The organism is Nonomuraea sp. IBHARD001, assembly GCF_056106265.1.
Genome location: NZ_JBWBBW010000002.1, coordinates 6,725,107 through 6,747,097, shown reverse-complemented (window position 1 = coordinate 6,747,097; position 21,991 = coordinate 6,725,107). Strand labels below are relative to the sequence as shown.

The 21,991-nt window shown below is 71.2% G+C and carries 20 protein-coding genes; 8 read left to right on the top strand and 12 right to left on the bottom strand.

The window, feature by feature from the left end:
- Window positions 1-3 precede the first annotated feature (3 nt).
- On the bottom strand, window positions 4-915 hold the full coding sequence (locus tag ACTWNK_RS32460; RefSeq protein ID WP_474308725.1) for a hypothetical protein: 912 nt from the start codon (window positions 913-915) through the stop codon (window positions 4-6).
- A 92-nt stretch (window positions 916-1,007) separates the two neighbouring features.
- Between ACTWNK_RS32460 and ACTWNK_RS32455 the strand changes: the two genes are divergently transcribed.
- The gene (locus tag ACTWNK_RS32455; protein ID WP_474308724.1) at window positions 1,008-1,814 is read left to right on the top strand and encodes a tyrosine-protein phosphatase; all 807 of its coding nucleotides are present in this window, start codon (window positions 1,008-1,010) and stop codon (window positions 1,812-1,814) included.
- A gap of 16 nt (window positions 1,815-1,830) precedes the next feature.
- Here the strand turns inward: ACTWNK_RS32455 and ACTWNK_RS32450 are convergent, their stop codons facing one another.
- Together ACTWNK_RS32450 and ACTWNK_RS32445 are read right to left on the bottom strand one after the other, a co-directional pair.
- Window positions 1,831-2,871 (bottom strand): Gfo/Idh/MocA family protein, encoded by a 1,041-nt coding sequence (locus ACTWNK_RS32450; RefSeq protein WP_474308723.1) that lies wholly within the window; start codon window positions 2,869-2,871, stop codon window positions 1,831-1,833.
- A gap of 67 nt (window positions 2,872-2,938) precedes the next feature.
- The gene (locus ACTWNK_RS32445; RefSeq protein WP_474308722.1) at window positions 2,939-3,844 is read right to left on the bottom strand and encodes a proteasome assembly chaperone family protein; all 906 of its coding nucleotides are present in this window, start codon (window positions 3,842-3,844) and stop codon (window positions 2,939-2,941) included.
- A gap of 96 nt (window positions 3,845-3,940) precedes the next feature.
- Here ACTWNK_RS32445 and ACTWNK_RS32440 point away from each other — a divergent pair, with 96 nt between their 5' ends.
- Together ACTWNK_RS32440 and ACTWNK_RS32435 are read left to right on the top strand one after the other, a co-directional pair.
- A complete protein-coding gene (locus ACTWNK_RS32440; RefSeq protein WP_474308721.1) occupies window positions 3,941-4,324 on the top strand; it encodes an ankyrin repeat domain-containing protein in 384 nt (127 codons plus the stop codon).
- A 305-nt stretch (window positions 4,325-4,629) separates the two neighbouring features.
- Window positions 4,630-5,394, top strand: coding sequence for a terpene synthase family protein (locus ACTWNK_RS32435; RefSeq protein WP_474308720.1), 765 nt, complete (start codon window positions 4,630-4,632; stop codon window positions 5,392-5,394).
- 37 nt (window positions 5,395-5,431) lie between these two features.
- Here ACTWNK_RS32435 and ACTWNK_RS32430 read toward each other — a convergent pair whose 3' ends face one another.
- Window positions 5,432-7,408: an ATP-binding protein gene (locus ACTWNK_RS32430; RefSeq protein ID WP_474308719.1), complete on the bottom strand. Its 1,977-nt coding sequence runs from the start codon at window positions 7,406-7,408 to the stop codon at window positions 5,432-5,434.
- A 488-nt stretch (window positions 7,409-7,896) separates the two neighbouring features.
- Here ACTWNK_RS32430 and ACTWNK_RS32425 point away from each other — a divergent pair, with 488 nt between their 5' ends.
- Complete coding sequence (locus tag ACTWNK_RS32425) at window positions 7,897-8,616, top strand: helix-turn-helix domain-containing protein (RefSeq protein WP_474308718.1); 720 nt, start codon at window positions 7,897-7,899, stop codon at window positions 8,614-8,616.
- 7 nt (window positions 8,617-8,623) lie between these two features.
- On the opposite strand, the gene ACTWNK_RS32420 is transcribed toward ACTWNK_RS32425, so the two are convergent.
- The 3 genes from ACTWNK_RS32420 to ACTWNK_RS32410 form a co-directional block, all read right to left on the bottom strand.
- Complete coding sequence (locus ACTWNK_RS32420) at window positions 8,624-9,475, bottom strand: ABC transporter permease (protein ID WP_474308717.1); 852 nt, start codon at window positions 9,473-9,475, stop codon at window positions 8,624-8,626.
- Between the two features lie 23 nt (window positions 9,476-9,498).
- Window positions 9,499-12,036 carry a CocE/NonD family hydrolase gene (locus ACTWNK_RS32415; RefSeq protein WP_474308716.1) on the bottom strand — a complete coding sequence of 846 codons (2,538 nt, stop codon included), beginning with the start codon at window positions 12,034-12,036 and terminating at the stop codon, window positions 9,499-9,501.
- An 89-nt stretch (window positions 12,037-12,125) separates the two neighbouring features.
- The gene (locus ACTWNK_RS32410; RefSeq protein WP_474308715.1) at window positions 12,126-12,458 is read right to left on the bottom strand and encodes a hypothetical protein; all 333 of its coding nucleotides are present in this window, start codon (window positions 12,456-12,458) and stop codon (window positions 12,126-12,128) included.
- Between the two features lie 69 nt (window positions 12,459-12,527).
- Between ACTWNK_RS32410 and ACTWNK_RS32405 the strand changes: the two genes are divergently transcribed.
- Window positions 12,528-13,682 carry a hypothetical protein gene (locus tag ACTWNK_RS32405; RefSeq protein ID WP_474308714.1) on the top strand — a complete coding sequence of 385 codons (1,155 nt, stop codon included), beginning with the start codon at window positions 12,528-12,530 and terminating at the stop codon, window positions 13,680-13,682.
- Here ACTWNK_RS32405 and ACTWNK_RS32400 read toward each other — a convergent pair.
- Both ACTWNK_RS32400 and ACTWNK_RS32395 read right to left on the bottom strand, forming a co-directional pair.
- On the bottom strand, window positions 13,640-14,686 hold the full coding sequence (locus ACTWNK_RS32400) for a copper resistance D family protein (RefSeq protein WP_474308713.1): 1,047 nt from the start codon (window positions 14,684-14,686) through the stop codon (window positions 13,640-13,642). The two genes, ACTWNK_RS32405 and ACTWNK_RS32400, sit on opposite strands and share 43 nt — an antisense overlap.
- Window positions 14,683-15,312, bottom strand: a complete 630-nt coding sequence (locus ACTWNK_RS32395; RefSeq protein WP_474308712.1) for a copper resistance CopC family protein — start codon at window positions 15,310-15,312, stop codon at window positions 14,683-14,685. The genes ACTWNK_RS32400 and ACTWNK_RS32395 overlap by 4 nt, the downstream gene beginning before the upstream one ends.
- 212 nt (window positions 15,313-15,524) lie before the next feature.
- Between ACTWNK_RS32395 and ACTWNK_RS32390 the strand changes: the two genes are divergently transcribed.
- Window positions 15,525-16,766: an MFS transporter gene (locus ACTWNK_RS32390; RefSeq protein ID WP_474308711.1), complete on the top strand. Its 1,242-nt coding sequence runs from the start codon at window positions 15,525-15,527 to the stop codon at window positions 16,764-16,766.
- Between the two features lie 29 nt (window positions 16,767-16,795).
- Here ACTWNK_RS32390 and ACTWNK_RS32385 read toward each other — a convergent pair whose 3' ends face one another.
- Window positions 16,796-17,896, bottom strand: a complete 1,101-nt coding sequence (locus ACTWNK_RS32385; protein ID WP_474308710.1) for an ROK family transcriptional regulator — start codon at window positions 17,894-17,896, stop codon at window positions 16,796-16,798.
- 68 nt (window positions 17,897-17,964) lie between these two features.
- Here ACTWNK_RS32385 and xylA point away from each other — a divergent pair, with 68 nt between their 5' ends.
- On the top strand, window positions 17,965-19,110 hold the full coding sequence (gene xylA, locus ACTWNK_RS32380; RefSeq protein WP_474308709.1) for a xylose isomerase: 1,146 nt from the start codon (window positions 17,965-17,967) through the stop codon (window positions 19,108-19,110).
- Complete coding sequence (gene xylB / locus ACTWNK_RS32375; protein ID WP_474308708.1) at window positions 19,107-20,555, top strand: xylulokinase; 1,449 nt, start codon at window positions 19,107-19,109, stop codon at window positions 20,553-20,555. The genes xylA and xylB overlap by 4 nt, the downstream gene beginning before the upstream one ends.
- 150 nt (window positions 20,556-20,705) lie before the next feature.
- Here the strand turns inward: xylB and ACTWNK_RS32370 are convergent, their stop codons facing one another.
- Window positions 20,706-20,921: a hypothetical protein gene (locus ACTWNK_RS32370; protein ID WP_474308707.1), complete on the bottom strand. Its 216-nt coding sequence runs from the start codon at window positions 20,919-20,921 to the stop codon at window positions 20,706-20,708.
- 29 nt (window positions 20,922-20,950) lie between these two features.
- Complete coding sequence (locus ACTWNK_RS32365) at window positions 20,951-21,949, bottom strand: AurF N-oxygenase family protein (protein WP_474308706.1); 999 nt, start codon at window positions 21,947-21,949, stop codon at window positions 20,951-20,953.
- Between the last annotated feature and the right edge of the window lie 42 nt (window positions 21,950-21,991).

Genomic DNA, 21,991 nt, shown 5'->3' with positions numbered 1-21,991 from the left:
CTGTCAGTACGGAGGCGGGATGCGGGCCGGGGTGTGGCGCTCGGGGAGCTGGTTGCGCGCCAGGTGGCCCGCGGCCTGCCTGGCCTCCTCGATGCTCCTGGTGAACAGCTCCTGCACGTGCTTGGCCTGCTCCGACAGGCGTTGCAGGTGCGGCAGCGCGAGGTCGTCGCGCACGGTGTCGGCGATGAGGCGCTGGTAGTCGGGCGTGCGCTCGGCCAGCTGCTGCAGCCTGATGTGGGCGTGGAAGATCTGGTCGGCGTGCACGACCTGCTTGGCGTACTTCTCCAGTGTGCGCACCCGCTTGGCCAGCGACGTCCAGGCGGCGTCGAGCGCGCCCGTGTAGGGGGCGAAGGCGTCCTTGAGGCCGTCGGGCACGTGCCTTGGCACGATCCTTTGGTGCTCGCGGTGCATCGCGGTCAGCTTGGCCAGGCGTACGGCGATCTGCCACACCTCTTCGGGCAGCGTCACCGCGTTGTCGATGGAGTCGATGAGCCCGGCCTTGTACACACGGGAGGACAGGATGGCGTCGACGGCGAGTTGGGCGCGGCGCAACAGGGTCTGGCAGGGTCTGTCCAGCTCTTCCGGCAGAACATACCTGTCGCGGTGTTCCCACACGAAACGCATCGTTCTCCTGTTACTCCGGCTCCTGCCGAGCGATCCCGTACGCACCAGGAGGAAGACCGTGAATGTCAGCATACCGATGAGGAAGCCGGGGCTGCCCGCGACCGCGACGGCGAACACCACCCAGGCGATCGGCAGCACGAACGAGCCGAGGCCGCTCTGGAAGGCGGGCGGTTTGTCGTCGTGCGCGTGCGGCGTGCCGAAACGCACGGCACGCAACTCGACCGGCGCCGCGCGCAGTCTGATCGACACCTCCGGGCGGAGGGACGGGTCGAGGACCAGTCGTGGATACACCGGTGCCCCTCTCGACGGCTTCGCTGTTTCTTCATCCTGCGTTGTGTGGACGCATTCCACGCGGAATTAGTTCGACATATAGGCTCGAATCGATGAACCTCACGCGATGGATTGATCTTGAAGGCGCTGTCAACGTCCGGGACCTGGGCGGCCTCCCGACGACCGACGGCGGTACCACGAGGACCGGCCGCATCCTGCGCTCCGACAACCTGCAGGGCCTCACCCCCGCCGATGTGAACCTCCTGGTGAGCGGGCTGAGCCTACGTCATGTCGTCGACCTGCGCTCGGGTGCGGAGGTCGCGCTCGAAGGCCCGGGGCCGCTGCTGTCGGCGCCCGGCGTGAGCGTGCACCACCTGACGCTGTTCGCCGAGGGCGGCAGGCACACCGACGTCGAGGCGGACACCGGCGACAAGGGCATCGACGGCGACCGGGTGCTTCCCTGGCAGGTACGCGACGAGGCCGGGATGGCCGAGCTCAGGGTGACCGGCTTCTACTACGGCTACCTGCGCGACCGGCCGGACTCGGTGCTGCAGGCGCTGCGCGTCATGGCCTACGACGACGGCGCCACCCTCGTGCACTGCGCCGCGGGCAAGGACAGGACGGGCGTGCTGTGCGCGCTCGCGCTGACCGTGGCCGGGGCCACCCGCGAGGCGGTCGTCGCCGACTACGTGGCGACCGGCGAGCGCCTGGAACTCATCCTGGACCGGCTGCGCGCGAGCGCCACCTACCGTGACGACCTCGACTCCAGGCCCGCCGACGACCACAGGCCGAGGGCCGCCTACATGGAGCAGTTCCTCGACGTCCTCGACGAGAAGTTCGGCGGCCCCCTGCCCTGGCTGCACGCCAACGGCTGGACCGACACCGACAGCCGGGCGATGCACACGCGCCTGCGGGGGTAGGCGAGGGCCCGGGGCGTCAGGCCAGGTGGACGACGCGGTGTTCGGCCGCCGACTGCCTGGCCGCCTCCAGGATCGCGATGACGTCGACGACCTCGGCGGCGTCGACCGGCGGCGGGGCGCCGTCGCGCAGGGTGGCGACCACGCCGGTGTAGAAGTCGAGGTAGGCCCCGTCGGCCGTCGGCACGCGCCTGGCGTCGCCGTCGATGCCGACCAGGCCCCACCTGTCTTCGGGCTCGGCGCCGAAACCGGGCTCATCGGGCGTGCGCCCGGCGCGCAGGCGCTCCTCCTGCACGTCGAGGCCGTGCTTGACGTAGGCGCCTTCGGAGCCCAGCACGCGAAAGCGCGGCCCGGTCCGGGCGGCCAGCGCGCTCGCCCACAGGTGTGAGCGCACGCCACCCGCGTGGGTGAGCGCGACGAAGACGTCGTCGTCGGAGGCCACGCCCGGCCGCAGCACGCCTGTCTCGGCGTACACCTCGACGGCGGGACCCCACAGCCGAAGCGCCTGGTCCACCAGATGCGGTCCCAGGTCGTAGAGCGCACCGCCGAGCTCGTCGGCTCCGCCGCTGTCGCGCCAGCCGCCGCGCGGTTGCGGGCGGTAGCGCTCGAACCTCGACTCGAAGCGGTGCACCCCGCCGAGCGCGCCGTCCTCCAGCAGTCTCCGCAGGGTCAGGAAGTCGCCGTCCCAGCGCCTGTTCTGGAAGGCCGTCAGCATCAGCCCGCGCCCGGCCGCCTTGCGCACGAGCGCCCTGGCCTGTACGGCGGTGCCGGCGAGCGGCTTGTCGACCACGACGGGCAGCCCGGCCGTCAGCGCGGCATCGGCCAGCGGCACGTGGGTGCGGTTGGGCGAGGCGATGACGACGAGGTCGCAGCGCTCCCACAACGCCTCGGCCGACGGCACGGCGGCGGCGCCGTACCTGGCGGAGACGGCGGCGGCACGGCCGGGGTCACGGGTGACGACGGCTTCGAGGCGCAGGCCGGGTGTCGCGTGGACCAGGGGCGCATGGAAGAACTCCCCGGCGGGACCGTAACCGACCAGACCGACTCTGAGCTCGCTCATGCCCGCCACGATAGCGCCCGCGATCTTGCACAGCCCGTAACCGCGCGCCAGCCTGTCCGGGCGGCTCTCAGCCCTCGCGGTCCTCGCGTTCGGCCAGGAACTGCTCGAACTGGGCGGCCAGCTCGTCGCCGGTCGGCATCGGGGTCGACTCGGCGATGAGGTTCTCGCGCTCGGCGCCGGCGGCGAAGGCGTCGTACTGCTGCTCCAGGCCGGTGATGGCGGTCGACAGCTCGCTGGAGGCCTGGATCTGCTCCTCGATCTCGGCCGTCGTGCGCTCGGCCGCCTCACGGAGATTGTCCATCGGGAACACCAGCCCGGTGCCCTTGGTGACCGACTCCAACGCGACAACCGCGGCGTGCGGGTATTCGGCCTGCGACAGATAGTGCGGCACGTGCACGCCGTAACCCAGGGCGTCACGCCCCTGCCCGGCGAGCCTGAGTTCGAGCAGCGCCGCCATGCTCCCCGGCACCTGGACCCGGCCGAACGAGCTGGTCTGCGAGTTGATCAGGTCGGGCCTGCTCGCATGCGCGGTGACGCCGAGCGGGCGCGTGTGCGGGATCGCCATCGGGATGCCGTGCACGGTCACCATCTTGCCCACGCCGAGCCGCTCGGTCAGCGCCGCGACGGCCTTGGCGAACAACTCCCACTCACGGTCCGGCTCGGGCCCGCTCATCAGCAGGAACGGCGTGCCGGTCGCGTCGTCGGCCAGGTGCACGACCAACTCGGGGCTCTCGCACTCCACCCACCGGTCGGTGTCGAACGTCATGATCGGCCGCCGGGACCGATAGTCGAGCAGCCGGTCGACGTCAAAGGTGGCCACAACCCGGTGCTCCAGCTCGGCCAGCAAATGGCCCATCGCGAGCCGTCCGGCGCCGCCCGCGTCAACGAAACCGTCAAAGTGGTAGAGCAGCACCGGATCGGCCAGCTCAGGCACGTCCTCGCTGAGCTGATACAGATCCGTCGGGTCGAACACGTCGGGCCAGCCTTTCGTGGAGTTCTCTACCCGGCTAACCACGGGGGAGCCGGATGGATTCCGTGCTGGGCACCCTACCGGGGCAGAATGATGTTCATGGAGTCAGATCCGGAGCTTGAGGAGTTCGCCACCAGGGTGTTCGGCATGGCCCGCACGGGCGACACCGAGACGCTGAGCGCCTACGTGAAGGCCGGAGTGCCGGTCAACCTCGCCAACGACCGGGGCGACACGCTGGTGATGCTGGCGGCCTATCACGGCCACGCCGCGACCGTGCGCATGCTCACCGCCCTGGGCGCCGATCCCTCCCGGCCCAACGACAGAGGGCAGACGCCATTGGCGGGAGCGGTGTTCAAGAAAGAACGCGATGTGGTGGAGGCGCTCCTTGAGGCGGGAGCCGACCCGGAATCGGGCACTCCGTCCGCTCTGGAGACCGCTCACATGTTCGGCATACAGGATTGGTTCAAACTATGGCCAGAATAGGAAGAAAACTCGCTATTTGCGCGATATAGCCTTTAAGAAAGATCGTTGTCATGCTGTACGGCATGGCTAGTACGTCTGCGCATGCGTCTGAGGTCGCGCCCCTCCGCATTCCACCGCTGCTGTGCCCGTTCCCGAACGAAGTCAACCCGCACGTCGAGCAGGCCAGCAAAGAGAGCTTCGACTGGCTCATGGAGTCAGGAATGCTCGATCATCCGTCGATGCTGGAACGTTACAGGGAGGCCAAATTCGGCTGGCTCACAGCCCGAGCTTATCCGCTCGTCGATCGCGAGATGCTCAAGCTTCTCATGGACTGGTGCATTTGGCTGTTCGCCTTCGACGACGGCTTCTGCGAATCCGACCGGATGAGCAGGCACACCGCCCTCATCGCCAGGGCCCTTCCCGAGATGTTCAGGGTCCTGCACGACCTGGAACCCGACGAGGAGGTGACCAACGTCTTCGCCCGCTCGCTGCGTGAGCTCAAGGCCCGAATCGCCGTGCACGCGAGCGCCGACCAGCTCGCCCGGTGGTGCACCGCCACCAAGGAGTACATCTTCGCCCAGGTCTGGGAGGCGGCCAACCGCGAGGGCGACGTCGTGCCCACCCCGGAGGACTACGTGTTCATGCGCCGCCGTACCGGGGCCATGTATCCCGTCTACGCGCTCATCGACATCGCCGGAGGCTACCGGCTCACCGCGGAGGAGTGGCACCACCCCGACATCCGCGCGCTGACCGAGCACGCCAACGACCTGGTCGTGTGGGACAACGACCTGTTCTCCTACGCCAAGGAGAAGCGGCACGACCAGGCCAGGCACAACCTGGTGAACGTCCTGGTCACCCATCGCAACTGGACGCTGCAGCAGGCGCTCGACGAGGTCGCCCGTATGCACGACAGGGCGGTCGGCGCGATGGTGGGCCTGCGCGGCTCGATCGAGTCGTGGGCCTCGCCCGGCGTGCTCGCCTATGTGGCGGGCCTGGAGTTCTGGGTGCGCGGCCACATCGAGTACTCACTGAGCAGCGCACGCTACATCCACGCATGGCCCGAGGGAACGCGTTGGCCCCCGCCCGCCTGAGTTGCCCTCCGGTCCCGCCTGAGGACCGGAACACCGCTCAGTACGAGGCGTCCATCTCGTTCAGCGCGTAGGTGGACGCCTCGTCCAGGTCCATCCGCGCGCCCTCCTCGAACAGCCTGCGGTACTCGTCCTCGCCCAGTGCCTTCTGGCACTCCTTGATGGACTTCTCGTGCTCGGCCGTGAGGAACGGCGAGCCCAGCAGGGCCAGGCCGTAGGTGCGCCAGTTGGCGGTCGCGGCGCCGAGCACCCTGGCGGCCCTGGCGGTGTCCTCCTGGGCGATGGCGATGCGGGCGATCGTCTCCATGCACAGCAGCGCGCCCAGCACGTCGTGGAAGTGGCGCTTGATCCGCAGCCCCTCCTGCGCGCTGACCAACGCCTCGTCGGCCTGATCGGTGGCCAGCTGGATCAGCGACATCGCCCAGTGCGCGTAGGAGCTGACCCACACCTCGCCACGCTGCTTGCAGGTCTTGAGGCAGTCTTCCAGCAGGCTCCTGGCCTCGAACACACCGCCCTGCAGCGTCAGCACCAGCGCCAGTTCGACCACCGCGGGCAGCAGGCCGGGGTTCATCTCGCGCCCGCCGCTGTTGAACTCGATCGCCACACCCAGCAGCGCGCTCGCCTTCTGGGTGTCGCCCTGGAGGTAGGCGGCCGTGCCCTGCATCTTGGTGGCCAGGATGACCGCCTTGGAGTCGCCGACCTGCACCGCCTCGGTCGCGCACTCCTCGGCCGTCTGCATCGCGCCCGTGCTGTCACCCTGCGCGCTGCGCACGTAGGACAGCACCCACAGCGCCTTGCAGCGCTCCTTGCTCGGCGTCGGGTTCAGGCGCAGGGCGTGTTCGAGGTAGAGCCTGCCCTCGCGGACGAACCCGCAGCCGACCCACATGAACCACAACGACGTCAGCAGTTCGAGCGAGAGCGGCGCGACGTGCGGCGTCTTCAGGCAGTAGTCGAGCGCGACGCGGATGTTGTCGTGCTCCTGCTTCATCCTGACGAACCAGTAGACCTGCCTCGGCCCCGACCACGCCTCCTCGCCCTTGCGGGCCAGGCTCAGGTAGTACTCCAGGTGCCGGTGCCTGGTCGCCGCCGTCTGGCCGAGCTTCTCCAGCCACTCCTCGCCGTACTCGGCCAGCGTGTCGATGAGCTTGTAGCGCAGGCCCGCCGGGCTGCTCTGCGGCAGCAGGATCGACTTCTCGACCAGACCCTGGATCAGGTCGATGATCGCGCCCTTCTCCAGGCGGTCGTCGGTGCAGACGTACTGGGCCGCCTCCAGCTCGAAGTCGCCGGTGAAGACCGAGAGCCTGGCCCACAGCAGGCGCTCCTCCGGCTCGCACAGCTCGTGGCTCCACCCGATCGCGGCCTTGAGCGTCTGGTGCCTGGGCAGCGCGGTGCGGCTGGCCCCGGCCAGCAGGCTGAACCTGTCGGTCAGCAGGCCGAGGATCTGCGCCACCGAGAGCGCGCGCAGCCGCACGGCGGCCAGCTCGATCGCCAGCGGGATGCCGTCCAGCCTGCGGCAGAGCTCGGCCACCGCGCCCAGGTGCTCGTCCAGCACGAAGTCGGGGACGACGGCTCCCGCCCTGGCGGTGAACAGCATCACCGACTCGTTCATGAACAGGCTCTCGTTGGGGTCGTCGCCGGGCACGGCCAGCGGCGGCACCGGCACGACGTGCTCGAACGGCAGGTGCAGCGACTGGCGGCTGGTGGCCAGCACCTTCAGGTTCGGGGCGCGCTCCAGCAGCTCCGACACCAGCTCGGCGCAGCCCTGCACCAGGTGCTCGCAGGTGTCGATGATCAGCAGCATCTTGCGGTCGCCGACCCACTCCGACAACGAGTCGCCCTCGGCACGTGAGGAGTGGTCGGCGATGCCGAGCGCCGAGGCGATCGTGTGCTTGACCATGCCCGCGTCCTGCAGCCTGGCGAGGTCGGCGAACCAGACGCCGTCTTCGTACTGGGCGCGCACCTCGTGGGCCAGGCGCAGCACGGTGCGGGACTTGCCGACACCGCCGATGCCGGTCACAGTGACGAGAGGGGACTCCTGCAGATGGCGCTTGAGATTGGAGAGCAACCGCGTCCGGCCCACGAAGGTCGTGAGCTCGGCCGGTAGATTTCCTTCTCGGCGCCAACCTGTCGGGGTGGCCATGGGCAGCCTCACACAATGTAAGCGGGGCGAGCCTGCGCGTGCCTCTTCGCAACCCGGTGTCACACCGGAAACGGACGAGGAGGCCGACGCCCGCTCACCCTTACGAGGGGTAGCTGACACCTGCCACCGCATCGTACCCCGCACGGCGTTGACTGTCCTTTGCCCAGCCCATGTCGAGGGGTGACGTTTGTCCACCCGGATAGCATGGTTGCCGTGAGCGAACACCTTCCCGAACAGACCGCCGACGACACCGATCAGGGCTGGGGCGAGTGGCGAGAGCCAGAGGGCGACGAGTTCTACCTGGAGAACCGGCCCCCGCACTGGGGCTGAGCCCGCGCCCGGCCGCCCGCTAGGCTCACACGCCTATGGCTACCGAGAACGCTGAACTCCTCTCCCGCGTCCGCGAGCTGCGGGCCGAAGGGCACTCGCCCAAGCAGATCGCCCGCACCCTGGGCGTCGCGCCCTCGATCGTCGCGCCACTGGTACGCGCCGTCGCCGCCGAGCGGGGCGCCACCGCCGCCGACACCGAGGTGGTCGGCTCCTGGGTCAGCACCGGCTGGAGCGTCGGCCTCGGCGTCGAGCCCGGCTCCGGCTGGCACGACGCCTCCCCCGAGCAGGCGCCCACGACGGGTTCGGTCTGCGTCCTGGTGGCCAGGAGGCACGGCTGGGACAAGGTGTCGGTGTGCGGCTACCTGGTGGACGTCTACTGCCTGGGCGTGCGCAACACCGTCGGGCCCGACGTCATGGACGAGCGCGAGCTGCTGCGCTTTCGCGACTACTTCTTCTCCGACTACAAGGGCTGGCAGGAGGCGCCGTTCGAGCTGGCCAGGGAGCTCGTGCTGGGCGGCTCCGCCTACGCCGAAGGGCTGGGCTTCCCCGCGGGCGAGGAGCTGGCGCCCGCCGCCGCGCACCTGGGCGAGCGCCCGGACGGCGGTCCTCGCCTGACGTTCGGGCGCGAGGGCAGGCCGTTCTACATCTCCGGCCCCTTCGACGAGCCGCGGGCGATCATCCGTGACCTGGAGCGGGCCGTCGGCGCACCGCCGAACTTCGACTACGTGCTGACCGAGCGGCCCTCCCCGCTGTGAGGCGCCGCTAGGCGACCACGTCACGCCTGCGGAAGCGCCGGAACGCGATCGCGATGAGGATGGCCGCATAGGTCACCGACACCGAGGCGCCCTTGATCATCGCGCTCCAGTCGAGTTCCGGCGCGAGGGCGTCGATCCAGGCCGTGTTCCAGAACGTGGGCAGGAACTCCCGCAGCACGCCCAGCGCCTCGACCGCCTGCAGGATATTGCTGACGATCACCAGCCCGACCGCGCCGCCCACCGCGCCGAGCGGCGAGTCGGTCACGGTCGAGAGCAGGAACGCCAGCGACGCCACCACGAGCTGGCTCACCAGCGCGTAGCCGATGATGATCCCGAACCTCGGCAGCACGTCGAGCGCCGCGATCGTCTGCCCGGTGCCCGGCACCTGGATGTCGTGCCAGCCGAAGGCCAGCGTCCCGGCCAGCATCGCCATCAGCGGCAGGCAGATCACCGCCGCCGCCGAGTAGCCGAGCGCGACGATGAGCTTCTGGCGCAGCAACCGGTCGCGCGGCACGGGCGCGGCCAGCAGGTAGCGCAGCGACGACCAGCTCGCCTCACTGGCCACCGTGTCGCCGCAGAACAGCGCCACCGCCACCACCAGCAGGAAACCGGCCGACACCGACAGCGCGAACGCGGCGAAGTTCAGCGCGCTCGCGGTCGCCAGGTCCGACATGCGCAGCGCCGTCTGCTGCCCCTGCCCCTGGCCCGCGCCGAACTGGAAGGCGACCACCAGCACCCACGGCAGCGCCAGCAGCAGCCCGAACATCACCAGCGTGCGCCGCCGCTTGAACTGCCTGACGATCTCCACCCTGAGCGGAAGGGTACGGCCGGGCGCGTAGCCGGGCGCGGCGGTGCTCACAACGCCTCCTGGCGCAACTCGGGTCATGACTTGTCGCCGATCAGGTCGAGGAACACATCTTCCAGGCGTGCGCTGTGCCCGTTGGAGGTGGCGTCGCGCAGCAGTGCGGCCACCGGCCCCGCACTGACCAGCTTGCCCCTGTGCATGACGACGACATGGCTGCACGTCTGCTCGACCTCGGCCAGCAGATGGCTGGAGACGATCACTGTACGGCCGTCGGCGGCATAACGCCTGAGCACCTCGCGCATCTCCCTGATCTGGGGCGGGTCGAGGCCGTTGGTCGGCTCGTCGAGCACCAGCAGGTCCGGCAGGCCGAGCATGGCCTGAGCGATGGCCAGGCGCTGGCGCATGCCCTGGGAGTACGTGCGCACGGCCCGATCCAGCGCCTTGCCGAGCCCGGCGATCTCCAGCGCCTCGGCCAGATGGGCGTCGCCCGCCGGGCGGCCGGTCGCCTTCCAGTACAGGTCGAGGTTCTCGGTGCCGGTCAGGTGCGGCAGGAAGCCGGGGCCCTCGACGAACGAGCCGAGCCTGGACAGCACGGGCGCGTCCGGCGTGACCCGGTCGCCGAAGATGCGGATCTCACCGGCGTCGGGGTGGATGAGCCCCATCATCATGCGCATCGTCGTGGTCTTGCCGGCGCCGTTGGGACCGAGCAGGCCGAGCACCTGTCCCTGCTCGACCGTGAACGACAGCCCGTCGACGGCGAGTTCGCCGTTGCGGTAGGCCTTGGTCAGCCCGGTGATGCGCAGCGGGACGGCCGGGTCGGCGGGCTCGCCGTCCTCCTGGCCGTCCTTGCGGCGGCGTCCGGTCAGCAGCAGGGCGGCGGCGAGCACGACGGCCGCGAGCGGCATCGCCCACGTCCACCAGGCGGGCCCGCTCGCCGGGGCGCTGAGATCGGCGTCGGTCGGCAGCGAGAGGGCCGGAGCGGCCAGCCCGACCAGGTAGGTCGCGGGCGCGGCCGTCGAGGCGTAGCCCATGTCGGTCGTGGTGAGCGTCAGCCGAAGCTTGTGCCCGATCTCGAACCGGTGGTCGAGCGCGGGAAGCGCGATCGTGGCGGTGGCACCGCTCGCGCCCTCCGGGATGGTGAGGCGCACCGGCGAGACCAGCCCGGCGGGCAGGTTCGGCGGCTGCATTGGGTCGGTGACGTCGTAGAGCTTGGCGAACAGCGTCACCTCGCCGGGCTCGCCCTCGACCCTGACCTGGACCTTCGGACTGCCGGTGAGCTGGATCGGCGCGGTCAGCGGCGCCGACTCGAAGGAGGCGCTCTGCCCCGGCATGTCGAGCGAGATCCCGATATTGGGCTGGCCACCTCCGGTCGAGCCGCCGAGCAGCCCGCCGATGCCGGGCACGGCCGAGATGGAGGCGGGGGAGCCGCCCGGCGGGTTGGCGACGTTCTGCGCCGGGCCCGCCAGCGGCACGGAGGTGGCGGCGGTGCCGTCCAGACCCGGGTAGCGGTCGGCGTCCGGGTGCAGCCTGATGCGCTGGCGGGTGCCGGGGTCGCGCCCGCCGTCACGCGTGACCGTGAACTGCTTGCCGGGCACGGCCGACCCCTCGGGGGCCTTGAGCCAGTGGTCGAACCAGGCCAGCGTGCGCTCGGCCAGGTAGTCGGCCTCGCCGTTGCCGCCGTCGTGCCCGCCGTCGAACCAGGCGACCTGCACGGGTGTGCCGGTCGCGGCGATGGCGGCGGCGTTGGCGTCGGCATGGGCGAGCGGGAACAGCGAGTCGCGCTGGCCCTGGATGAGCAGCGTGGGCGCCTTGATCCGGCCGGGTACGGAGATCGGCGAGGACTTGCGCAGCGTCTCGACGGCCGACGGCGTGGCCTTGCCGGTCTGGGCGACCTGCTGGTACATGTCGCAGATCGCGGGCAGGAAGCGCCCGCATCTGGCCTCTTCGGCGCTCACCGGGCGCGGCTGCGCGGTCAGCGCCTCGATGCCCTGAGTGGGGCCGCCCCTGCTGAAGAACAGACCGGCCCACATGCGCTTGAACACCCCGGTGTCCGGCCCGGCGCCCGTGGCGTTGGGGAACAGCGCGTCGGCCAGGTCGTACCAGGTGATCTGCGGGACGAGCGCGTCGACGCGGGGGTCGTGCGCGGCGGTCATCAGGGCGATGGCGCCGCCGTAGGAGCCTCCGGCCATGCCCACCCGGGGGTCGCCCGCGGCGTCGAGGAGGACCTCGGGGCGGGTGGCCAGCCAGTCGATGAGCTGCTTGACGTCCTTGACCTCGTAGTCGGGTGAGTTCAGGGCGATCTGGCCGGTCGAGGCGCCGAATCCGCGCGCCGACCAGGCGAGCACCGCGTATCCGGCCTGGGCCAGGCGCTGGGCCTGGTCCCTGACGCTGCGCTTGCTGCCGCCGAACCCGTGGCCGAGCAGGACGGCGGGCGCCTTGCCGCCGCCCGCGGGCGGGTAGAAGGTGGCGTCGAGCACGACCTTCTGGTCGTCGGCGGGCCCGTCGACGACGGGGATTCTCAGGTCCTGGCCGCGTACCTCGGGAGCCGACGGCCACAGCAGCCACACGGCCGCTCCCACCGCCACCACCAGGACCGCCGCGATCACACGCTTCATCGCACCTCGCCGCTGACGTTCATGGTCAGGAGCCTAACGACAGGACCTGAGAGCCAACTGAGACGCCCGTGCGCGGCGAGTCGCGGCCCTCAGCCGAGGAGCGCGTAGACGGTCGAGGCCTCGGCGGCGGGTTCGGCGGCGGCCATCAGCGCCTGCCCGGACAGCGCGCCGCCCTCCCTGGCCAGGCGCGGCGACCACGGCAGCCGCAGCACCGCACGCCGCTGCCCGACCTCCTGCACGCGCAGGCCGAGATCGCCTACCCAGGGGGCGAAGTAGTCGTTCAGGATCGCGTCGCCGTCTTCGGGAGTCGTCCGCTCATCATGCCGGGCGCGGACCGCGGTGGCCCGCAGGACGCCGCCACGTTCGCGACAGGCGGCGACATAGCGGATTTTCGGCCCAGAACGAGCCGCGATTGCGGTCAAGGTAAAGGGCGGGCATCATTTGCTGCCGTGACGCCACAAGCAGCAGCCAAGTCCCCACGCCCTCGGGCCATGCGCGGGGTGAGCGCCCTGATCGCCCTGGCCCTGCCGTACTGGACGCGGGGCGAGGCCGGGCGCGAGACGCCGCGTGAGCTGTTCAAGGTGCTGTACTACGGGTGGCTCGTGGCCTTCTCCTTCAAGGTGCTCGGGTCGGCGTGGGACGTCTCCTGGCACTTCAAGTGGCTGCGCGACGACCTGGCTCCGCCGCATCTGCTCAACTCCGCCGGCACCGCGATGGCGGTCGCGCTCACCGTGATCCACGGCTACACCGGCTACGGGGTCGACAGGAGCGCGCTGCGTCTCATCCAGTGGGGCACCGGCATCTTCCTGGTGGCCGTGCCGCTCGACCTGATCAACCACAGGGTCAACGGGCTCGACATCACCTCGTGGAGCCCCTCGCACATCATGCTGTACGTCGGCACGTTCTTCATGATCGCCGGAGTGATCCGGGGCTGGTTCACCGGCTCGCACGGCGAACGCCGCCGTACCCTCGTGCTCGGCGGCTTCTTCGCCTTCTTCCTGGAGAACATGCTCTTCCCCGCACAGCACCAGGAGTACGGCGTGCTCGGCATCGCCGCCTGGGACCGGGGCCAGACCTACGCCGAGCCGATCCTGCTGCAGTTCGCCGCCGACCAGATGGGGCGCTCGATCGACAGGACGATGTTCGTCAACTTCGCGCTGCCGGTGCCTGACGCGCTCTACCCGGTGTACTTCTGCGTCGCGGGTGCGATCGTGCTGGTCATGGCCAGGCTGATGATCGGCAGGTTCGGCAGTGCGACGGCGGTCGCCGCGGTGCTCGTCGGGTTCAGGGCGCTGGCCTGGCCGCTGCTGACCGTCGCCGACTTCCCGCCCTCGGCCGTGCCGTTCTTCCTGGTGCTGGCCGGGCTCGCGGTGGACGTGGCGTTCCTGGTCGGGCAGCCGGTCGTGCGGGCGATCGGCGGCACGCTGCTGGTCGGCGGAGCCGTGTACGGCGGGATGGTGGCCCAGGAGGCGTTGCTCGCCGCGCCTCCTTTGGCGAGCGCCACCGCGCCCTACGCGATGGCCGGGCTGCTGCTCGCCTGGCTGGGGGCGCAGTGGTTCACCGGGAGGTTCGGGCTCAGGGCGCCCGAGGCCGGGGCCGCCGGTCAGCCGATCGAGGCCCGGGTGATCGCGACCGCGACGCCGTAGGCCAGGCCCATCACGGCCACCTCGGCTCCGGCCCAGGCCAGGATCGAGGTGGCGCCGCCCCTGGCGACGACCGGCAGCAGCCGCCAGCGGATGTTGGCCGCGAGCGGCACCAGCACCAGCGTCAGCGCCACCTTCGCCACCACCAGCAGGCCGTACTCCGTGGTGAGGATCGCCCCCGGCAGTTCGACACCGGGCGTCAGCAGCATCGTGCCGAGACCGCTGACCAGGCCGGACAGGCCCACGACCACCAGGCACACGGTCGCCACCTTGGAGAACCTGGGCAGCGCGACGGCCAGCAGCTCGCGCCTCGGCGCGACGAACACCGCCACCGCGATCAGGCCGCCCGTCCAGGCGGCCGCGCCCATGACGTGCAGCTCCATCGCGACCATGATCGGGTCGTGCCACACCGAGTCGACCGCGTGCCCGGTCACCGGGATCGGCATCAGGCCGAACAGCGCCACGATCAGCCGCAGCTCGGCCGGGACCTTCTCCCCGAAACGCACCGCCATCAGCCCGACTCCGGCCGCCGTGAGCGCGCAGGCGGCGCTGAACAGCAGCCCCTGTCCCGTGCCGACCGAACCGACGTAGTCGGCGAGCATCGCCAGCGTGGGGACGCCGCCCGGGTTCAGCTCGGCGGCCTGGAACACGATCGTCACCAGCGCCGCCACCGCCCACGCCCACGCCGCGGTGACCGCCAGCGGCCGTGCCCGGCGCATGACCGGCTCGGTGGCGTCCGGGTCGTCGAACCCGAGAAGCTTCGGCAGCAGGCTGAGCCCGACCACGGCCACGGCGGCCACATCGAGCAGCACCCGCACGACCGGCAGCCCGTACGCGACGATCGGCCCCGGCAGCACGATCCCCGGCACCGCCTCCTCCGCGGTCAACGTGCTGGCCACCACGACGGCCAGCACCGCACAGAACACGAACCCACCGGCCGGCAGCTTGGCGGGCATCGGGGTGGCAGGGGCGGGGGAGTGCGCAGGGGGGAGGCCGGTGGTGGTCATCGCCGGGCGCTTTCGGGGGTGGAGGCGTCATCGGAAGCGATGGCGTCGGTGGGCTCGGTGGGCTCGGTGGGCTCGGGGGGTGTCGGGGGTGTGGAGCGGCGGAGGGCGATCACGGTGCCGGCGCCGAGGACGAGGAGTGCGCCGAGTATCCACAGCACGGCCATGCCGGCGCCGCCGTTGGCCGCGGCCTCGGCCGCCTTGGCGCTGAGGTCGCCGCCCGGCGCGGGCACGGCCTGCGGGGAGGCGGCCGAGGAGGAGGAACCGGGCGTGGTGAGGGTGAAGGTGATCTTGCCCGACACCGGATGGCCGTCCGACGACAGGATGCGATAGCCCACCACATAGGCCCCGGCGGGCCCCAGCGGCCGCAACCCCAGCGTCACCTTCGCCTTGTCGACGACGACCTCGCCCTGCCCCCACGAGCCCCCGTCCGGCCCGGTGACGCTGACGGCCGTGAAGCCCTGCCTGACCGCCTGGTCGAACAGCAGCGTGATCGTCGCCGGCGCCGCCGACACCGAGGAGCCGTCCTGGGGATCGCTGCCGATCAGTATGTTGTGCGCCTGCGCGGGCACGACCGCGAGACCGACCGCCGCACAGGCGAGCACCAGGACCGTGAGAAGCCGCCGCACCGAAGCCTGACCTTCCGTTGAACCTTCCGAGGCCTGTCCATGGTCCCACTGGGTACGGCGGGCTTGAGCCGATGACCTCGCACTTCGGCGGCGCGACGCCGTACCCCAGCAGGGGAGCGAGGCCGTGAACCAGGGCGAAACCCATGCATCACTCCCGTACCCGGCGTAGCATCCGAGCCACCCCAGCCCCCCATGACGAACGGCGAGGCCTCATGAGCGGCGTCTCCAGTGCGGCATTGGCCGAACCGGTCCGCAAGGTCGGACCGTGGTGGATCGCGGGCATCTCGCTGGCCAATCTGGCCCTCTGGATGGCCTACTTCGGCCCGTTGCAGGTGCTGCTCCCGCAGCAGGTGGCGGCGGTCGCGCCGCAGCACAAGGAGGCCGCGCTCGCCCTGGTGACCGGCCTCGGCGCGGCGGCGGCCATGCTGGCCAACCCGCTGGCCGGAGCCCTGTCGGACCGCACCCGATCGAGGTACGGCAGGCGTCATCCCTGGACGCTCGCGGGGGCGTCGGCGGGTGCGCTGGCGCTGGTGTTCCTGGCGTTCCAGAGCTCGATCGCGGCCATCGCGCTCGGCTGGTGCCTGGCCCAGGCCGGGCTCAACGCCATGCAGGCCGCCCTGACGGCGGGCGTGCCCGACCACGTGCCGGTGGGGCAGCGCGGCCAGGTGTCGGGGTGGATCGGCGTTCCGCAGTCGCTGGGCGTGGTGCTGGGCGTCGTGCTGGTGACGGCGGTGGCCACGACCACCACGTCCGGGTACCTGCTGATCGCCGTGCTCGTGCCGTTGTGCGCACTGCCCTTCGTGTGGCGTACGGCCGATCCGCCTCTGCCGCCCGGACCGTCGGGGGAGAGGTCGTTCCTGCGGTCGTTCTGGATCAGTCCGAAGGCGCATCCGGACTTCTTCTGGGCCTGGATCACCAGGTTCCTCATGCAGCTCGGCAATGCGGTGGCGACGCTGTACCTGCTGTACTTCCTCATCGACCGGGTCGGGTTCGCCGAGTCCGAGGCCGGGGCCCGGCTGCTGGTCCTCATCCTCCTCTACACGGCGGCGGTCGTGCTGACCACGGTGGCGGCGGGCGTGCTGTCCGACCGTCTGGGCCGCCGCCGGTCCCTGGTCACGGCGTCCGGCGTGATCAGCGCGGTTCCCGCCGTGCTGCTGGCGTTCTGGCCGCAGTGGCCGGTCGCGCTGGTGGCGTCGGCGGTGCTGGGGGTGGGGTTCGGGGTGTACCTGTCGGTGGACAACGCGCTGGTCACGCAGGTGTTGCCCGCGGCCGGAGGACGGGCCAAGGACCTCGGGGTGATCAATGTGGCCAACACCGGGCCGCAGGTGCTCGGGCCCGCGATCGCCGGGCCGATCGTGGCGGGGGCCGGTGGGTATCCGGTGCTCTACCTGACGTCGGCGGCGCTGGTGCTGCTCGGCGGCGGCCTGGTCTGGAGGATCAAGAGCGTGCGATAGGGCCGTCGCCTCTCACAAGTTCAGGTCCTTCACGCGCTCAAGCCCCTCGCCAACCGGGACGGATCGGCGATCACCCGCTGCAGCACCGTGCCCGCCGCGCCCAGCGACGCGGCGTCCGGCCCCGCCGTACCGGCCAGGACCGGGGGAAGGTGCTCGCGCATCGCGCCGAGGCGGCGGCCGAGCTCCTCGCGCACGGCCGGGCCGAGCGAGTCGTACAGCGGCGCGTAGCCGCCGCCCAGTACGACGGCTCCCGGGTCGAGCAGGTGCACGGCCGAGGCGAGCGCGACGCCCAGCGCCCGACCGGCCCGGGCGACCCCGCCGGAGGCCAGCGACTCCAGCCCGGCGTAGCGCTCCAGGCAGCCCCGGCCCCCGCAACGGCAGGCCGGGCCCGACGGCTCGACGACGACGTGCCCGAGCTCACCGGCGAAGCCGCCGACGCCCCGGAACAGCGTTCCGTCGACCACGAGGCCGGCCCCGACGCCGATCTCCCCTGACACGTACAGAAAGTCGCGCAGCCCGCACCCGAACCACAGCTCCCCGAGCGCGGCCAGGTTCGCCTCGTTGTCCACGCCCACCTCGAACGGCAGGCCGAGCAGCTCGGCGGGACGCACCTGCGGCCAGCCGAGGTTCGGCGCACGGCGCAGCAGGCCGTCGGCCGGATCGACGGGACCGGGTACGGCGAGCGCGGCCCCGGCCACGCCGAGCCCGGCGGCAGCGGCGGCCTCCAGCGCCTCGACGGCCAGCGCGCGCAACGCGGCGACCGTGCGCACGGGGCCTTCGGCCCGGCCGTCCACGTCGCCGGCCAGGCGCAGCCGTACCTCGCCCGTCAGGTCGACGACGCACACCGACACGCGGGCGACGTCGATCTCCATGCCCAGCGCGGCGACCCTGGCCCCGCTGAGGGCGACGGCGACGCCGGGCCTGCCGCGTTCGCCGTCGCGTACCGTGCCCGTCTCCCTGGCGACGCCCGCGGCGATCAGGTCGCCGACGAGCTTGGAGACGGTGGTCTTGGTCAGGCCGGTGGCCTCGGCGAGTTCGGCGCGGGTCGCGGGACCGGCGCGGTGGACCTGGCCGAGCACGAGCGCCATGTTGCGGGCGCGCATGGCGTCGTGACGAATGGCTGACGGCACCTCTTGACCTCCTCCTCACGCGGTCGCAGTATTTAATCCACAACGTAGACTAAATCGGGAGCGCCTCCATGTACGACCCCACGCCCGCCGACCGCTTCACCTTCGGCCTCTGGACCGTGGGCTGGCAGGCCCGTGATCCGTTCGGAGACGCTACCCGTGCGCCGCTCGACCCGGTGACCTCCGTCCGCAGGCTGGCCGAGCTCGGCGCGTACGGCGTCAGCTTCCACGACGACGACCTGCTGGCCGTCGAGCCGGACCGGGACAAGGCCGTGGCCGCGTTCGCCGGGGTCCTGGCCGAGACCGGGCTCAAGGTGCCGATGGCCACGACGAACCTGTTCACCCACCCGGTGTTCAAGGACGGCGCGTTCACCAGCAACGACAGGGACGTCAGACGCCACGCCCTGCGCAAGGTGATGCGCAACCTCGACCTGGCCGCCGAGCTCGGCGCGAGCACGTACGTGTGCTGGGGCGGCAGGGAGGGCGCCGAGTCCGACGCCGCCAAGGACGTGCGCTCGGCCCTGTCCAGGTACAAGGAGGCGCTCGACCTGCTCACCGGCTATGTCGTCGAGCGCGGCTACGCCATACGGTTCGCCATCGAGCCCAAGCCCAACGAGCCGCGCGGCGACATCCTGCTGCCGACGATCGGCCACGCCCTGGCGTTCATCGACGAGTTGGAGCGCCCGGACCTGGTCGGGCTGAACCCCGAGGTCGGCCACGAGCAGATGGCCGGGCTGAACTTCGTCCACGGCGTCGCCCAGGCCCTGTGGCACGGCAAGCTCTTCCACATCGACCTGAACGGCCAGCACGGCCCCAGGTTCGACCAGGACCTGATCTTCGGCCACGGTGACGTCAAGAGCGCCTTCTTCCTGGTCGACCTGCTGGAGAATGGCGGCTACGAGGGCCCGAGGCACTTCGACTACAAGCCCTCGCGCACCGAGGACGCCGCCGACGTCTGGGCATCGGCCGAGGCCAACATGCGCACGTACCTCATCCTGCGCGAGCGCGCCGCGGCCTTCCGCGCCGACCCCGAGGTGCGGCAGGCGCTGGCCGACTCCCGCGTGGCGGAACTGGCCGTGCCGACACTGGCTCCGGGCGAGAGCCTGGCCGACCTGGCCGCCGACACCTTCGACGCCGAAACCGCCGCCGCCAGGGGCCTGCACGCCACCAGGCTGAGCCAGCTCGCCGTCGAACACCTGCTCGGCGTACGGCGATGACACTCGTCGCCGGTATCGACTCCTCCACCCAGAGCTGCAAGGTCGTCATCCGCGACGCCGCAACCGGAACCCTGGTACGGCACGGCCGCGCCGCACACCCGCCGGGCACCGAGGTGCACCCCGAGCACTGGTGGACGGCGCTCGGCGAGGCGATCGAGGCGGCGGGCGGCCTCGACGACGTCGCGGCGATCGGTGTGGCCGCCCAGCAGCACGGCCTGGTGTGCCTGGACGAGGACGGCGAGGTGGTCAGACCGGCGCTGCTGTGGAACGACACGCGCTCGGCACGCGCCTCGGAAGCCCTGCTGACCGAGCTCGGCGGGCCGCGGGCGTGGGCGCAGGCGGTGGGTAGTGTGCCGACGGCGTCGTTCACGGTGACCAAGCTCAGATGGCTGGCCGAGCACGAGCCCGGCCATGCCGCGCGCACGGCGGCGGTGTGCCTGCCGCACGACTGGCTGACCTGGCGACTGACCGGGGCGCCGGGGATCGGCGAGCTGACGACCGATCGGGGCGACGCGTCGGGCACCGGGTACTGGTCGCCCGCCGAAGGGGCCTACCGGCTCGACCTGCTGCGGACGGCGTTCGGGCGCACGCCGGTGCTGCCGAGGGTGCTCGGGCCAACGAGGCAGGCCGGGCTGACGGCCGCCGGAGGCCAGGTGCCCGGCGGCGTGCCGATCGCGGCGGGCACGGGCGACAACATGGCGGCGGCGCTCGGCGTGGGCGCGCTCGCCGGTGACGTGGTCGTGTCGATCGGCACGTCGGGCACGGTGTTCGCCGTCGCCGAAGGCCCGAGCGCCGACGCGTCCGGGCAGGTGGCGGGCTTCGCGGACGCGACGGGCCGGTTCCTGCCGCTGGTGTGCACGCTCAACGCCGCCAGGGTGCTGCAGGCTGCGGCCTCGATGCTGGACGTGGGGCTGGACCGCCTGGACGAGCTGGCGCTCCGGGCGCCGTCCGGCGCGGGTGGCCTGGTGCTGGTGCCGTACCTGGAGGGCGAGCGCACGCCGAACCTGCCGCACGCTACCGGCTCGCTGCACGGCCTGCGCCTGGCCACCTCGACGCCCGCCCACCTGGCCAGGGCTTCGGTCGAGGGCCTGCTGTGCGGCCTGGCCGACGCGCTGGACGCCCTGACCGGGTGCGTGCCCGGTCTGGAGGGGCGGGTGCTGCTGGTCGGCGGGGGAGCGGCGTCGCGTGCCGTGCGGGCCGTCGCGCCCGCCGTACTGGGCAGGCCGGTGGTGGTGCCACCGCAGGGGGAGTACGTCGCCGACGGGGCCGCCGCGCAGGCCGCATGGCTGACGGCGGGCGGGCCGCTTCCTCCACGCTGGGCGGGCGGCGAGAGCGAGGTGTACGAGGCGCAGGCGGCTCCCGGCGTCCGCGCGCGGTACGCAGAGGCCAGGGGGCATGTTCTCGAGCGACCGGCTGAGGGCGTCCTCAGCGCGGAGGGCGGCTGAGGGAGGCCGGAGTGCGAGCACCGGTCCCGGGGCGGGCCGTCGTCAGCACGGCGGCGGTCAGGAGAGCCTCGGGACCGGTATCTACGGATTCACCTGCAAAGTCATGCGGGGACTGCTTCGGTGCACGTCCAGAGTGATGCGGGTGCCGCCTCAGCCGTTCCTGCTGCCGCTCTGGGAGCGCTGGCCTCGGCGCAGTGGCAGGGAGTCCTTGGCGATGCGCTTGGACGTCGCGCCGCCGGACGACGTGAACTCCGTCTTCGCGCCCGAGGCGCCGCGTACCTTGGAGCGGGGCGAGGCGGTGCTGGGCGTCTGGCTCTCGTGCTTGTGCTCGTGCTGTTCGCGCGTCTGCCGTGACTTGGAACTCATACCAGACATCTGTCCGTTTTACCCGGAAATCAAACCTGGGATCCGCTTTCCCGTGACGCGGGCGGCGCCCAGATCCCCATCGCCTGCCACAGCCGCCTGCTCACCGGATTGATCAGCCCGATCTCCCCGCACAGCTCACGCGTCTTGGTGATGGAGTCGCAGATGTCCTGCTTGGCGGCCCGGCTCCCGGTGTAGATCTCCTCCACCACCTTCCGGGGAATCCCGTAACGCCTGATCATCGCCCCGGGCGGCGAGAGCATGATCCTGGCCATCACCCCGAGCACGAGCGGCGAGACCAGTCCGAGCAGGAAGCGCCGGTGCGCCGGCATCATCGGCACCCTGCGCCTGAGGTAGTGCCGGGCGAAGGAGATGTGCCTGGCCTCCTCGGCGACATGGATACGCATGATCATCTGCTCCAGCGGATGCCGTCCGGCCGCGTTCCTGAGCGTGCGGCGCTGCACGTGGTCGATCGGGTCCTCGCCGCCGAGCACGAACACGAAGAACAGCTCCGTCGAGATCAGCGGCGTCACCGGCACGATCTGCGCCAGCAGCGACAGCGGCCCCGGCATGCCGCGCACCGGGAGTTTCGTGCGATTGACGAACTCCTGGAACATCAGCCCGTGCTGCCCCTCCTCGATCGTCTCGTGGTAGGCGTAGCGGAACTCGGGCGAGCCGTTGGGCAGCCGGTATGCATAGTTGAGCAGGCCGCGCTTGAGAAGGTTCTCGAACTGCAGGCCGATCTTCATCGCGGTCGTGATCCGCCACAGGCCGATCTCCGCCCGCAGTGCGGGAGAGCGGCTGAGATACCACGGATGCTGGGACAGGCGATCGATCGGCGGCAGCTCCCAGCGCGGATCGCCGCGGTCGATGAGGTAGTCGGGATCGTCCCAGGGGATGTCGACGTACGGCTCCCAGTGCTTGTCGACCGAGGCCTTCGACAGGCGCTCGATGACCGCCTCGTAGGCCCGCCGTGCGGCGACGCTCTCGTCGCCCTCCCTGGCTGCGGTAGAGCTCGGTGCGGCTGACATCGCGTGCACTCCTCTCCTCGCCGCAATTGTATGAAGCATCCA